This is a genomic window from Variovorax sp. CAN15, assembly GCF_030462475.1.
Classification (GTDB): domain Bacteria; phylum Pseudomonadota; class Gammaproteobacteria; order Burkholderiales; family Burkholderiaceae_C; genus Variovorax.
In genome coordinates, this window is sequence record NZ_JASMRZ010000007.1 from 133,913 (window position 1) to 147,310 (window position 13,398).

Consider the following 13,398-nt stretch of genomic DNA (forward strand, 5'->3'; position numbering starts at 1 on the left):
TCTGGAGGTGGCTAGGGGGCACAAACCGAGCTATAATCGCGGGCTCTGCGGAATTCGCCGTGGAGACTCATTTCTAAGAGGTTTACATGTACGCGGTCATAAAAACCGGTGGCAAGCAGTATCGCGTTGCTTCCGGCGAGAAAATCAAAGTAGAACAGATTGCTGCGGACGTAGGCCAGGAAATCGTGATCGACCAGGTTCTGGCCGTCGGCAACGGCGCTGAAATCAAGGTTGGCACGCCCCTGGTGTCCGGTGCAACAGTGACGGTCACTGTGCTGTCGCACGGCAAGCACGACAAGGTTCGCATCTTCAAGATGCGCCGTCGCAAGCACTATCAGAAACGTCAAGGCCATCGCCAGCAGTTCACCGAACTGCAAATCGGCGCGATCGCTGGCTAAGGAGCAGATTCCATGGCACAGAAAAAAGGCGGCGGCTCAACGCGAAACGGGCGCGATTCCAAGCCCAAGATGCTCGGCGTGAAGGCTTTCGGCGGCGAACTGATCAGCGCAGGCTCGATCATCGTGCGCCAGCGCGGCACCCAGTTCCACCCGGGCGTGAACGTCGGCGTGGGCAAGGACCACACGCTGTTCGCCCTGGTCGACGGCCACGTGTCGTTCGGTACCAAGGGTGCGCTCAACAAGCACACGGTCAACGTGACTCCCGCGGCTTAAGCCCCGAGTCGAATCGACCTTCCCGAGGCCCCGCATTGCCGGGGCTTCTTCATTTGTAAACTGGACATCCCATGAAGTTCGTCGACGAAGCCTTCATCGACATCGCCGCGGGCGATGGCGGGAACGGCTGCGTGTCGTTCCGTCATGAGAAGTACAAGGAATTCGGCGGCCCCAACGGCGGCGACGGCGGCCGTGGCGGCCATGTGTTCGCGGTGGCCGATTCCAACCTCAACACGCTGGTCGATTTCCGCTATTCGCGCCGCCACGAGGCCAAACGCGGCGAGCACGGCATGGGCTCCGACATGTTCGGTGCCGCCGGCGATGACATCACGCTCAAGATGCCGGTCGGAACGATCATCTCCGACGCCGAAACCGGCGAGGTGCTGTTCGAGCTGCTGAAAGACGGCGAGGTCATCACCATCGCCAAGGGCGGCGACGGCGGCTTCGGCAACATGCGCTTCAAGAGCGCCATCAACCGCGCCCCGCGCCAGAAGACCCCCGGCTGGCCCGGCGAGAAGCGCAGCCTCAAGCTCGAACTCAAGGTGCTGGCCGATGTCGGCCTGCTCGGCATGCCCAACGCCGGCAAATCGACGCTGATCAGCGCCATCTCGAACGCCCGCCCGCGCATCGCGGACTATCCCTTCACCACGTTGCACCCGAACCTGGGTGTGGTGCGCGTCGGCCCCGAGCAGAGCTTCGTGGTGGCCGATCTGCCCGGCCTGATCGAAGGTGCGTCCGAAGGCGCCGGCCTCGGCCATCTTTTCCTGCGGCACCTGCAGCGCACGCGCCTGTTGCTGCACGTGGTCGACATGGCTCCGTTCGACGACAGCGTCGACCCCGTGGCGCAGGCCAAGGCCATCGTGGGCGAGCTGAAGAAATACGATGCCGACCTGTACGAGAAGCCTCGCTGGCTCGTGCTGAACAAGCTCGACATGGTGCCTGCCGACGAGCGCGCCGCGCGCATCAAGGATTTCGTGAAGCGCCTGCGCTTCAAGGGCCCGGTGTTCGAAATCTCGGCGCTCACGCGCGAAGGCTGCGAGCATCTGGTGCAGGCCATCTACCAGCAGGTGAAGGCGCAACAGGTGGCCGAGCACCAGCCGGTCGAGGTCGACCCGCGCTTCGTGCCCCTGCCTCCCGAAGGCTCCTGAGCGGCACCTGTCGCAGCATCGACGGCCCGGCGTTACCGGGCCACAAGACAGAAACCCAAGCAGTATCCAAAGACCGTAGCACCCCAAAAATGACCTCGAACTCCGGATCCACTGCCTTGCGGGATGCCCGCCGAATCGTCGTCAAGGTGGGCTCCAGCCTCGTGACCAACGAGGGGCGCGGTCTCGACGAGGCCGCCATCGGCGAGTGGTGCCGGCAGCTGGCCGCGCTGGTGCGCGACGGTCGCGAGGTCGTGATGGTGTCGAGCGGCGCGATCGCCGAAGGCATGAAGCGTCTCGGCTGGCGCACGCGGCCGCATGAAATCAATGAGCTTCAGGCCGCCGCGGCCGTCGGTCAGATGGGTCTGGCCCAGATGTACGAGACCAAGCTGCGCGAGAACGAGATCGGCAGCGCACAGGTGCTGCTGACCCACGCCGACCTGGCCGACCGCGAGCGCTACCTCAATGCCCGTTCGACCCTGGTCACGCTGCTCAAGCTGGGCGTGGTGCCGGTCATCAACGAGAACGACACGGTCGTCAACGACGAGATCAAGTTCGGCGACAACGACACGCTCGGCGCCCTGGTGGCCAACCTGGTCGAAGCCGATGCGCTGGTCATCCTTACCGACCAGAAGGGCCTCTACACGGCCGACCCGCGCAAGGACCCCGAAGCGAAGTTCGTGCACGAAGCCGCCGCGGGCGACCCGGCGCTCGAGGCCATGGCCGGCGGCGCCGGTTCGAGCATCGGCAAGGGCGGCATGATCACCAAGATCCTCGCGGCCAAGCGCGCCGCAGGTTCGGGCGCCTCCACGGTCATCGCCTGGGGCCGCGAGGCCGACGCGCTGCTGCGGCTGGCGAAGGGCGAGTCCATCGGCACGCTGCTGGTGGCGCAGACCGCCAAGCATCAGGCCCGCAAGCGCTGGATGGCCGACCACCTCCAGTTGCGTGGTGCCGTCGTCGTCGATGCGGGCGCGGCCGCCAAGGTGCGGGCCGAGGGCAAGAGCCTGCTGCCTATCGGCATGACCGGCGTGTCGGGCGAGTTCTCGCGCGGCGACGTGATCGCGGTGCGCGATGCCGATGGTGTCGAGCTGGCCAGGGGCCTCGCCAACTATTCGAGCGTGGAGGCCCGCCTGCTGTGCCGCAAGCCGTCGTCCGAATTCGAGCGCCTGCTGGGCTACGTGGCGGAGCCGGAAATGGTCCACCGCGACAACATGGTGCTGATGCCGGGCTGAGAAGAAGGCAAAACAAGAACGGGGCCCATGGGCCCCGTTTTCCATCTGTCAGCGCAGGGCGCTTACTGCACTTCCCGCACAGGATTGCGGATGTTCTGGACCATGTCGCTCACCGACGCACGCGGCGCATTGCCGCGGCAAAGCGCCTGCGTCGCCAGCTTGCGGGTGTAGCTGGAATTCATGTCGCTCAGGCGCTTCCATTCCGGCTTCTGCACGTCCTGCCAGGCGCCGTTGTTGTAGCGCGCGTAGCTCTTCATCTCGGCCGTGGAKCAGCGAACGCCTTCGTAGAAGGCGTTGGTTGCACCGCCACTGCGGTTCTGGGCCACCACCACGTAGCGCACGATGCCGTCGCCCGTGATGGCAATAGTCTTTGGGTCGATGCCGAACTTCAGGCTCATGTAGGGAGGCATTTCGATCGGCAGCAGGCGGCTTTCGCTGAAGGCCGGCGGTGGCGGGGTGGCGGTTTCTTCCCACTCCTTGTCCGTCTCGTATCGCTTGGGCGGCGGTGGCATGCCGGCCTGCGCCCAGTCGGGGTTGTCGGTGTCGTGCGGGCCGGAGGCGCATCCCGCGAGGATGCCGAAGCAGGCCAGAAGGAGGACGCGCTCAGCGTTGCGTCGGAAGGGGCGGCGGTGCCTTGTTGTCGTGGACAGGAGGTTCATTGCTCGCAGAAGGAATGTCGGGATGCGGATCGAAACTGCCGCCGGGCGGCAGATCCAGTCCGGGAGGCGCTCCGGCGTCCGGCGAATGGCGCTCGAATTCTCGGGCGCGCACATTGCTGCGCAGGAAGCGGTTGCGGAAATCCTGCCTTGGCAGGTAGCGAGCGAGCTCGGTGAGCGCCATCTCGTAGACGCCGCGCTTGAACTCGACGACAACGTCGAGCGGCACCCAGTAGTCATGCCAGCGCCAGGCGTCGAATTCGGGATGGTCGGTTGCACGCAGGTTGAGATCCCAGTCGTGGCCGACGAGTTGCAGCAAGTACCAGATTTGTTTCTGGCCCTTGTAGTGGCCCCGTGCGTCACGGCGGATGAACCGATCCGGCACCTCGTAGCGCAACCAGTCGCGGGTACGGGCCACGATGCGCACGTGCTCCGGGTGGAGCCCCACTTCCTCGTGCAGTTCCCGGAACATGGCCTGCTCGGGACTTTCGCCGCGATCTATGCCGCCTTGCGGAAACTGCCAGGAGTGCGTACGTATGCGTTTGCCCCAGAAAACCTGGTTTCTCTGGTTGAGCAGGATGATGCCGACGTTGGGCCTGAAGCCGTCCCGGTCGAGCATAATCAAACCCCAATTTTTGAACTGAGTCGATTATGCATGCCGGGTTGCCCTCGGCAAGCTGCCGATGCCAGGCTCTCAGGGTCTCTCCGGGGGAGCAGTTCCCCACTTCCGAACCTCGAATCCAGCGAACCGTCACCGCAATTCCGATGAAAGCTTCCCGTTTTTTCGTCTCCACCCTCAAGGAAGCGCCCGCTGACGCCGAAGTGGCGAGCCACCGTCTCATGATGCGGGCCGGCATGATCAAGAAGCTCGGCACGGGCATCTACACCTACATGCCCATGGGGCTGCGCGTGATCCGCAAGGTGGAGGCCATCGTGCGCGAGGAGATGAACCGCGCCGGTGCCGTCGAGATGACCATGCCCGTGGTGCAGCCGGCCGAGTTCTGGCAGGAGACCGGCCGCTTCGAGAAGATGGGCCCCGAGCTGCTGCGCATCAAGGACCGTCACGACCGCGACTTCGTGATCCAGCCGACCAGCGAAGAAGTCGTGACCGACATCGCCCGCCAGGAGATCCGCAGCTACAAGCAGCTGCCGAAGAATTTCTACCAGATCCAGACCAAGTTCCGTGACGAGCGCCGCCCGCGCTTCGGCCTGATGCGCGGGCGCGAGTTCATCATGAAGGACGCCTACAGCTTCGACCGCGACCTCGACGCAGCCAAGGCCAGCTATCAGGTCATGGCGCAGGCCTACCGCAACATCTTCGACCGATTCGGCCTGCGCTATCGCGCCGTGGCGGCCGACAGCGGCGCCATCGGCGGCGACTTGAGCGAGGAGTTCCAGGTGATCGCCGCCACCGGCGAGGACGCCATCGTCTACTGCCCTGACAGCGACTACGCCGCCAACATGGAAAAGGCCGAGGCGCTGGCCCCGGCCGGCCCGCGTCCGGCGCCCGCCAAAGCGCTCGAGAAGACGCCGACCCCCGGCAAGAGCACCTGCGCCGACGTGGCCGAACTGCTGGGCGTGCCGCTTTCCACCACCATCAAGTCGCTGGTGCTGGCCACCGACGTTCTCGACGAGTCTGGCGACATCAAGGGCTCGCAGGTCTGGCTGCTGCTGCTGCGCGGCGATCACGACATGAACGAGATCAAGGTCGGCAAGCTGCCGGGCCTGAACCAGGGCTTCCGCTTCGCAACCCTGGCCGAAATCGAGGACCACTTCGGCTGCAAGCCCGGCTACCTGGGCCCGCTGAATCTCAAGAAGCCCGTCAAGCTCGTGGCCGACCGCGAAGCCGCCGTGATGGCCGACTGGATCACCGGCGCCAACGAAGTCGACTTCCACATGACCGGCGTCAACTGGGGCCGCGACCTGCCCGAGCCCGACCTGGTGGCCGACATCCGCAACGTGGTCGCGGGCGACGCCTCGCCCGACGGCAAGGGCGTGCTGGCCATCGAGCGCGGCATCGAAGTCGGCCACGTGTTCGTGCTGGGCACCAAGTACAGCAAGGACATGAACGCCACCTACCTCGACGAAGGCGGCAAGCCGCAGTTCCTCGAGATGGGCTGCTACGGCATCGGCATCACCCGCCTGCCGGCGGCCGCCATCGAACAGAACCACGACGAGCGCGGGATCATCTGGCCCGATGCGCTGGCCCCGTTCACGGTGGTGGTCTGCCCGATCGGCATGGACCGCAGCGCCGAGGTCAAGGTCGCGGCCGAAGCGCTCTACGAAGACCTGCTCGCCAAGGGCGTCGACGTGCTGCTCGACGACCGCGGCGAGCGCCCCGGCGCGATGTTCGCCGACTGGGAGCTGATCGGCGTGCCGCACCGCGTGGTCATTTCGGACCGTGGCCTCAAGGAAGGCCAGCTCGAGTATCAGCACCGCCGCGATACCGCCGCGACCAAGGTGCCTGTGGCAGGCATCGCCGAGTTCATCGGCGGCAAGCTCGCCCAATGAGCCTGGAGGGCGGCCTCTCGCGACGCCAGTGCCTGGGCGGCGCCGTGACGGCGGGCGCCCTCACCGTGCTGTCGCTGCCGCAGGCCGCCATGGCCGGCGCGCAGATCGAGGAGCCGCTCATCGACTCGGTGCGCACCGCGCTGAGCTCGGCCATCCACAACAAGGCGCCGCCGGTGCCGGAGTTCGCGAACACCGAGGCCCGGCTGGCCTACCTGCGCTGGCTCGGCGAGATGAGCCAGCGACTCAAGAAGAAGATCGCCGACGCGCCCTCGCGCATCGAGTTCCTGCAGACCGCCTGGTACGAAGCCAAGCGCTCGGGGCTCGAAGTGAGCCTGGTGCTGGGGCTGGTCCAGGTCGAGAGCAATTTCCGCAAGTTCGCGGTGTCGAGCGCCGGCGCGCGCGGCTACATGCAGGTCATGCCGTTCTGGACGCGCGTGATCGGCGACAGCGACCCGGCCAAGCTCTTCCACATGCAGACCAACCTGCGCTTCGGCTGCGTCATCCTTCGCCACTACCTTGACCGCGAGAACGGCGACCTGTTCATGACGCTGGGCCGCTACAACGGCAGCCGCGGCAAGTCGCCGTACCCGAACGCGGTGTTCTCCAACCAGCGGCTCTGGGTGTTCAACGACAGGGAACGCGAGAAAGAGCAGCAGCAACAGCAGCGCGACCGCTCGGCGGCCTGAAGCTCTCTTCTGTTCAGTTCGCCGGCGCCTTGGCGGTGCCCGAGCCCTTGGTGACCATCACCTGGTCGATGCGGTAGCTGTCGACGTCCATCACCTCGAAGGTGTAGCCGCCCCAGCTCACGTTGTCGGTGCGCTTGGGCACGCGGCGCAGCATCACCATCAGGAAGCCGGCCAGCGTCTCGTACTCCTCGGCGTGCGGCATCTCATCGATGTGAAGCGCGCGCTGCACGTCCTGGATGGGCGTGACGCCGTCGATCAGCCACGAGTTCTCGTCGCGCTGCACGATCTGCTCTTCGTCGGGTGTGGACGTGGACACCAGGTCGCCCATCACCGTGCTCATCACGTCGTTCAGCGTGATCACGCCCACCACCAGGCTGTACTCGTTGACGATGATCGCGAAGTCCTCGTGCGCCTGCTGGAACTGCTCGAGCACCTCGGTGAGCGAGAGCCGGTCGGGAATGACCAGTGCCTTGTGCAGCGGCAGCCCCTGGTCGAAAGCCAGCGGCTGGCCGCTGAGCACGCGCTGGAACATGTCCTTGGCGTCCACATAGCCCAGCACGTGGTCGATGTCGCCGTCGCACACCGGGTACGCCGAGAAGGGCTCGGCGATGATGCGCGCGCGCAGCACCGTCTCGGGGTCGTCGTGCAAGAACCAGGTGATGTTGTCGCGCACCGTCATCACGCTGCTGACCAGGCGCGTGTCGAGCTCGAACACGTTGGCGATCACCTGCTGCTCGCGCGCCGCGAGCACGCCGGCCTGCGCGCCCGCCTCTGTCATCGCGAGGATGTCGGCCGACGTGATCTTGTCGTCGCGTGCCATCGGCATGCCCAGCAGCTTGAACAGCAGGTCGGTGCAGCGCGTGAAGAACCACACCAGCGGCTTGAAGGTGGTGATCAGCAGCAGCATCGGCCCCACCATGCGCACCGCCAGCCGCTCGGGGTTGCTCATGCCCAGCCGCTTGGGGAACAGGTCGGCGAACACCAGGAACACCGCGATGATGATCACGAAGGAGCACAGAAAGGCCGCGCTGGCCGAGGCCTCGGGGCTCAGCCACTTCTCGAAGAAGACCGCGAAGTACGGGCTCAGCGAGCCTTCGCCCACCACGCCGCCGAGGATCGCCACCGCGTTGAGCCCGATCTGCACCACCGTGAAGTAGTGGCCCGGCTGCTCCTGCACGCGCAGCACCTTCTCGGCCCGAGGGTCGCCCTCGTCGGCCATCTGGCGCAGACGCAGGCGGCGCGAGGCGGCGAGGGTGATTTCAGCGAGGGAGAAGAACGCGCTCATCGCGATCAGCAGCGCGATGATGAGCAGGCTTTGGGTCAGGGTCATGTTGGCACGTCGAAGACGACGGCCACCATGGTGCCATGACTCGGCGCCGGAAATCGCTCAGACGCCGCCGTGCGGGTGGGTCGGGTCGACCCAGAGTACCGATTCGGGCTTCTCCACGGGCTCGATGTCGAGGTTCACCGCCACCGCTTCGCCGTCGCTGCGGCACAGCACGCATTCGAGCGTCTCGGTCGCGCTGGCGTTGATTTCCTGGTGCGGCACATAGGGTGGCACGTAGATGAAGTCGCCCGGTCCGGCCTCGGCCGTGAACTCGAGCTTCTCGCCCCATCGCATGCGGGCCCGGCCGCGCACGACGTAGATCACCGATTCGAGATGCCCGTGGTGATGGGCGCCGGTCTTGGCGTCGGCATGGATGGTCACGGTACCGGCCCAGAGCTTCTGGGCGCCCACGCGGGCGAAGTTGATGGCCGCTGCCCGGTTCATGCCGGGCGTCTGGGCGGTGTTCGTGTCGAGCTGGCCGGCCGGGATCACGCGCACGCCGTCGTGCTTCCAGGCCGGTGCTGCACCGTCATCGTGGGAGTGGCCGTGGTCCGCGTGATCGTGGCTCATGACCGCTCCCGGTTCTCAGGCGGAGGCGCCGCCGTTCACCACTTGCTGCAGCTCGCCCGATTCGTACATTTCCATCATGATGTCCGAGCCGCCGATGAACTCGCCCTTCACATAGAGCTGCGGGATCGTGGGCCAGTTGCTGTATTCCTTGATGCCCTGGCGGATGCCGTCGTCTTCGAGCACGTTGACGGTCTTGAGCGTTCGGGTGTCGACGCCGACTGCCTTCAGGATCTGGATCGCGCGGCCCGAGAAGCCGCACATCGGGAAGCTGGCGTTGCCCTTCATGAAGAGCACGAGGTCGTTGGTCTTGACGAGGTCGTCGATGCGTTGCTGAGCGTCGGACATGGGGACTCCTGAAAAATAGGCTGGGGGGATTATTTCACCGTGCGCCAGATTCCGCCGGAGCAGCGCTGGATGCCGGCGAGGTCGTCGCGGCTTTGCGCTTCGGCGAAACCGCGCGATGCGAGCAGCTCGCGCACGGCGGCGGCCTGGTCGTGGCCGTGCTCCAGCAGCAGCCAGCTGCCCTCGGCGAGGTGGGCTGGGGCGTCCTGCACGATGCGGCGGATGTCGTCGAGGCCGTCGGCGCCCGAGACCAGCGCGGAAGAGGGCTCGTGGCGCAGCGCGGGCAGGTGCGGATCGCTGGCGGCGATGTAGGGCGGATTGCTGGCGATGACCGTGTAGCCGGTGCCGGCGCCGTCCAGCCAGTCGGTCAGGGCGAAGCGCACGGGCAGGCCCAGCCGCGCGGCGTTGGCCTGGGCGACGGCGAGTGCGTCGGCGCTGGCATCGACGGCATCGACCTGCGCGTCGGGCCGCGCATGCTGCAGCGCGAGCGCGATCGCGCCGCTGCCAGTGCCGAGGTCGAGCACGCGCGGTGCGGCATGCCCTTCGAGGCATTGCAGGGCCCATTCGACCAGCGTTTCCGTGTCGGGACGCGGCACCAGCACGCGGGCGTCGACCTGCAGGCTGAGCCCGTGGAATTCCTTCTCGCCCAGCAGGTAGGCGACAGGCTCCCCGGCCCGGCGGCGCGAGAGCTGCGCGGCCAGCGCGGACCACGCGGCATCGGGCATCGCGTCGGTGTCGTGCGCCAGCAGCCATGCCCGGTTGTGCGGCGCGCGGCCCAGCGCATGCAGCAGCAGCAGTTGGGCGTCCAGCCGGTCCACACCCAGGGCGATGGACGCGGCCAGCGCCTGAGCCACCGTCGCGGGCTTCGGGTTTTCCACCGTGCTCATGCCGGCAGGCTCGATTCCAGCTCGGCCAGCTGCTCGGCCTCGCGCGCGGCGCGCAGCGCGCCCAGCACGTCGCCGAGGTCGCCTTCCATGATGGCGAGCAGCTTGTAGAGCGTCAGGTTGATGCGGTGGTCGGTGAGCCGGCCCTGCGGGAAGTTGTAGGTGCGGATGCGGTCGGAGCGGTCGCCGCTGCCGATCAGGCCCTTGCGCATCGCGGCGTCCTTGGCGGCGCGCTCGCTGCGCTCCTTCTCCTGGATGCGCGCCGACAGCACCTGCAGCGCCTTCGCCTTGTTGCGGTGCTGGCTGCGGTCGTCCTGGCACTCGGCCACGATGCCGGTCGGGATGTGCGTGATGCGCACCGCCGAGTCGGTCTTGTTGATGTGCTGCCCGCCCGCGCCGCTCGCGCGGTAGGTGTCGATGCGCAGGTCGGCCGGGTTGATCTGCACGGCCACGGTCTCGTCGGGCTCCGCCAGCACGGCCACCGTGCAGGCGCTGGTGTGGATGCGGCCCTGCGTCTCGGTGGCCGGCACGCGCTGCACGCGATGGCCGCCCGATTCGAAGCGCAGGTGGCCGAACACGTCGTCGCCCACGATGCGTACCACCACTTCCTTGTAGCCGCCGAGCTCGCTCTCGCTTTCGCTGACGATCTCGCAGCGCCAGCCGGCGCGGTCGCAGTAGCGCGTGTACATGCGCAGCAGGTCGCCCGCGAACAGGGCCGATTCGTCGCCGCCCGTGCCCGCACGGATTTCGAGGAACGCGTTTCGCGCGTCGTCCGGATCCTTGGGCAGCAGCAGGCGCTGCAGCTCGTCCTCGAGCTGCACCAGCTCGGCCTCGGCGCTGGCGATTTCTTCCTTGGCCATCTCGGCCATGTCGGGGTCGTCCAGCATCTCCTTCGCGCCGGCGATGTCGGCCTCGCGCTGCCGGTAGCGCTCGTAGCGGCCGGCGATCTGCGTGACCTCGGCGTGCTCGCGCGAGATGGTGCGGTACTGCGCCATGTCGCTCATGATGTCCTCGCGCGAGAGAAGGAAGTCGAGCTCGCCCAGGCGCTGGGCGTAGCGTTCGAGTTGGTGGCGCAGAAAGGATTTCACGGAGAAAGCAGATTCAGGAAATGGGAGGGTGCTGCCGTTGAAGGGCAGTGCGCATGAAGACCGCGGCGTCCGGCGCCGGGCCGCGAGCCGGCCAGCGTCGCTAACGCTCTTTGCGCAGGAAGAGGCGCGAGATCGTCTGCGCCGTCTGCTCGCGCGAGGCGGCATCGCCCGCGTGCAGCTCGGCCATGGCGCCGTGCATCATCTTCTGCGTGAGGCCGCGCGACATGGCTTCGAGCACGGCCTCGACCGACTCGCCCTTGGCCAGCAGCTTGCGCGCGCGCGCCATCTCGGCGGCGCGCCACTCGTCGGCCTGTGCGTTGAGCTGTTGGATCAGCGGCACCGTGCCGCGCTGGCCCAGCCAGTGCATGAAGCTCTGCACGCCGGCGTCGATGATCACCTCGGCCTGCGCCACGGCGGCCTGGCGGTTGGCCTGGCCCTGCTGCACCACCTGGGCGAGGTCGTCGACGGTGTAGAGATAGATGTCTTCCAGCGCCTTCACCTCGGGCTCGATGTCGCGCGGCACGGCCAGGTCGACCATGAACATCGGACGGTGCTTGCGCGCCTTGAGCGCGCGTTCGACGGCGCCCAGGCCGATGATCGGCAGCGTGCTCGCGGTGCAGCTCACCACGATGTCGAATTCGGCGAGCCGCGCGGGCAGGTCGGCCAGCCGCATCGCCTCGCCGCCGAAGCGCGAGGCCAGCTTCTCGCCGCGCTCCAGCGTGCGGTTGGCGATGGCGATCGACTTGGGTTCCTTGGCCGCGAAGTGCGTGGCCGCGAGGTCGATCATTTCGCCCGCGCCGACGAAGAGCACGCGCGTCTTGCGCAGGTCTTCGAAGAGCTGGCCGGCCAGTCGCACCGCGGCGGCGGCCATTCTGATGGAATGCGCGCCGATCTCGGTGGCGGTGCGCACTTCCTTGGCCACCGCGAAGGAGCGCTGGAACAGCTGGTTGAGCGTGCTGCCGAGGGCGCCGGCCGTCTCGGCGGCGCGCACGGCGTCCTTCATCTGGCCGAGGATCTGGGCTTCGCCCAGCACCATCGAATCGAGCCCGCTGGCCACGCGGAAGGCGTGGCGGGCGGCTTCGCCGTCGTGCAGGGTGTAGGCGTGCGAGCGCAGCAGGGCGGGGGCCACGCCGCCGCTCTGGGCGAGCCAGCCGAAGGTGTGGTCGAGCGCGGCGTGTTCCGAGGCGCAGTAGATCTCGGTGCGGTTGCAGGTGGAGATGATCGCGGCCTCGACCTGGGGGTGGCGGCCGGAGGCGAAGGAACTGCGCAGGCTCTGCAGCGTGGGGGCGATCTGGTCGAGCGCGAACGCGAAACGACCGCGCAGATCGAGCGGCGCGGTCGTGTGGTTCAAGCCGAGGGCCCAGACAGACATGCCCATGATTATAAAATCAGCAGCCCCGCGGGGCTTGACGGGGGACAAATGGCTTTCCCTATGACAGCCATAAGCCTCGCCGGATGTTCCGTTTACCCGCGCAACCCCTTCCGATGGACCTGACGGCCCTTCTCAACCACCTGCTCAACTTCGTCGCACCGGCGGCCTTCATGGCACTGGTGTTGGCTCTCGTCGGGCGATTCCTGGGCGGCCGGCGCGACGGTGCCCCGCGCTGGTGGATGCAGTGGACGCTGACCTTCGCGGCCGGCGTGGCGGTGCTGGCGGCCGGGCTGGCGGTGTTCGGGCGCGACGGGGCGATGGCGACCTATGCCGCGCTGGTCGTGGTCTGCGGCGCGGTCCAGTGGCTGGCGATGCGCGGCTGGCGCCGCTGAAATTTCCGCCCGCTCAGCCGGGCAGTCGCCGGATCATGTAGACCGGCTCGCCCGGGTAGGTCGCCAGCCGGGCCTGCTGCCCGGCGCCGTCGGGCTCGGTGGCCGCATAACCCTGGCGCTCCCAGAACCCCACCGAGGCCTGCACCGACACCAGCGTCGAATGCCGCAAGCCGGCCTGCAGCGCATGGGCCCAGGCATGCCGCACCAAGAGCGGCCCCAGCCTCAGGCCCGAGGCATCCGGATGCACCGCCAGGTCATGCAGGTAGAGCGAATCGGCCGGCGCCGCCACCTCGAACTCGCCGTGCAGCGGCGTCAGCTTACCGGCCACCGACGGATAGCCCGCCAGATAGGCCCGCACCGCGCCCTCATGCTCCGCCACCCAGCCGGTGTGCGGGGCGGCGGCGAGCCGTCTGGCGATGAGCGCGCCGTCTTCCACGAAGCCCGCGCCGTAGCAGGCGAGCTGGATCGCCAGCACCGCGTCGAGGTCGGCGGCGTGCATGCCGCGCACGGAAGGAGTCACGA

The 13,398-nt window shown here is 67.3% G+C and carries 16 protein-coding genes; 7 read left to right on the forward strand and 9 right to left on the reverse strand.

All coding sequences use genetic code 11. The features are described from left to right. Positions 1-86 precede the first annotated feature (86 nt). The 4 genes from rplU to proB all read left to right on the forward strand — a co-directional run bounded on the left by rplU (position 87) and on the right by proB (position 3,048). Complete coding sequence (gene rplU / locus QMO14_RS08345; RefSeq protein WP_057592097.1) at positions 87-398, forward strand: 50S ribosomal protein L21; 312 nt, start codon at positions 87-89, stop codon at positions 396-398. 12 nt (positions 399-410) lie between these two features. Then, a complete protein-coding gene (gene rpmA, locus QMO14_RS08350; protein WP_093057448.1) occupies positions 411-671 on the forward strand; it encodes a 50S ribosomal protein L27 in 261 nt (86 codons plus the stop codon). A gap of 71 nt (positions 672-742) precedes the next feature. Beyond that, on the forward strand, positions 743-1,819 hold the full coding sequence (cgtA, locus tag QMO14_RS08355; RefSeq protein WP_301505933.1) for an Obg family GTPase CgtA: 1,077 nt from the start codon (positions 743-745) through the stop codon (positions 1,817-1,819). An 89-nt stretch (positions 1,820-1,908) separates the two neighbouring features. Next, entirely contained in the window at positions 1,909-3,048 is a 1,140-nt protein-coding gene (gene proB, locus QMO14_RS08360; protein WP_301505935.1) for a glutamate 5-kinase, read from the forward strand. A 62-nt stretch (positions 3,049-3,110) separates the two neighbouring features. Here proB and QMO14_RS08365 read toward each other — a convergent pair whose 3' ends face one another. Further along, the gene (locus QMO14_RS08365; protein ID WP_301505937.1) at positions 3,111-3,707 is read right to left on the reverse strand and encodes a CNP1-like family protein; all 597 of its coding nucleotides are present in this window, start codon (positions 3,705-3,707) and stop codon (positions 3,111-3,113) included. Further along, entirely contained in the window at positions 3,652-4,323 is a 672-nt protein-coding gene (locus QMO14_RS08370) for an RNA pyrophosphohydrolase (RefSeq protein ID WP_301506029.1), read from the reverse strand. Before QMO14_RS08370 ends, QMO14_RS08365 begins: the two co-directional genes overlap by 56 nt. A 146-nt stretch (positions 4,324-4,469) precedes the next feature. Here QMO14_RS08370 and QMO14_RS08375 point away from each other — a divergent pair, with 146 nt between their 5' ends. After that, positions 4,470-6,215, forward strand: a complete 1,746-nt coding sequence (locus QMO14_RS08375; RefSeq protein WP_301505939.1) for a proline--tRNA ligase — start codon at positions 4,470-4,472, stop codon at positions 6,213-6,215. After that, positions 6,212-6,901, forward strand: coding sequence for a lytic transglycosylase domain-containing protein (locus QMO14_RS08380; protein ID WP_301505941.1), 690 nt, complete (start codon positions 6,212-6,214; stop codon positions 6,899-6,901). The genes QMO14_RS08375 and QMO14_RS08380 overlap by 4 nt, the downstream gene beginning before the upstream one ends. 13 nt (positions 6,902-6,914) lie before the next feature. Here QMO14_RS08380 and QMO14_RS08385 read toward each other — a convergent pair whose 3' ends face one another. The 6 genes from QMO14_RS08385 to hemA form a co-directional block, all read right to left on the reverse strand. Further along, entirely contained in the window at positions 6,915-8,231 is a 1,317-nt protein-coding gene (locus QMO14_RS08385; protein WP_301505943.1) for a hemolysin family protein, read from the reverse strand. A 57-nt stretch (positions 8,232-8,288) separates the two neighbouring features. Continuing rightward, entirely contained in the window at positions 8,289-8,798 is a 510-nt protein-coding gene (locus QMO14_RS08390; protein ID WP_301505945.1) for a cupin domain-containing protein, read from the reverse strand. Between the two features lie 15 nt (positions 8,799-8,813). After that, positions 8,814-9,143 (reverse strand): Grx4 family monothiol glutaredoxin, encoded by a 330-nt coding sequence (grxD, locus tag QMO14_RS08395; RefSeq protein WP_301505947.1) that lies wholly within the window; start codon positions 9,141-9,143, stop codon positions 8,814-8,816. A 29-nt stretch (positions 9,144-9,172) separates the two neighbouring features. Next, on the reverse strand, positions 9,173-10,027 hold the full coding sequence (gene prmC / locus QMO14_RS08400; protein ID WP_301505949.1) for a peptide chain release factor N(5)-glutamine methyltransferase: 855 nt from the start codon (positions 10,025-10,027) through the stop codon (positions 9,173-9,175). Beyond that, on the reverse strand, positions 10,024-11,112 hold the full coding sequence (gene prfA, locus QMO14_RS08405) for a peptide chain release factor 1 (protein ID WP_301505951.1): 1,089 nt from the start codon (positions 11,110-11,112) through the stop codon (positions 10,024-10,026). Before prfA ends, prmC begins: the two co-directional genes overlap by 4 nt. Before the next feature lie 100 nt (positions 11,113-11,212). Further along, on the reverse strand, positions 11,213-12,484 hold the full coding sequence (gene hemA, locus QMO14_RS08410; RefSeq protein WP_301505953.1) for a glutamyl-tRNA reductase: 1,272 nt from the start codon (positions 12,482-12,484) through the stop codon (positions 11,213-11,215). A gap of 113 nt (positions 12,485-12,597) precedes the next feature. Here hemA and QMO14_RS08415 point away from each other — a divergent pair, with 113 nt between their 5' ends. Then, the gene (locus tag QMO14_RS08415) at positions 12,598-12,876 is read left to right on the forward strand and encodes a hypothetical protein (protein WP_301505955.1); all 279 of its coding nucleotides are present in this window, start codon (positions 12,598-12,600) and stop codon (positions 12,874-12,876) included. 13 nt (positions 12,877-12,889) lie between these two features. On the opposite strand, the gene QMO14_RS08420 is transcribed toward QMO14_RS08415, so the two are convergent. Further along, on the reverse strand, positions 12,890-13,396 hold the full coding sequence (locus tag QMO14_RS08420) for a GNAT family N-acetyltransferase (RefSeq protein ID WP_301505958.1): 507 nt from the start codon (positions 13,394-13,396) through the stop codon (positions 12,890-12,892). Positions 13,397-13,398: the final 2 nt, after the last annotated feature.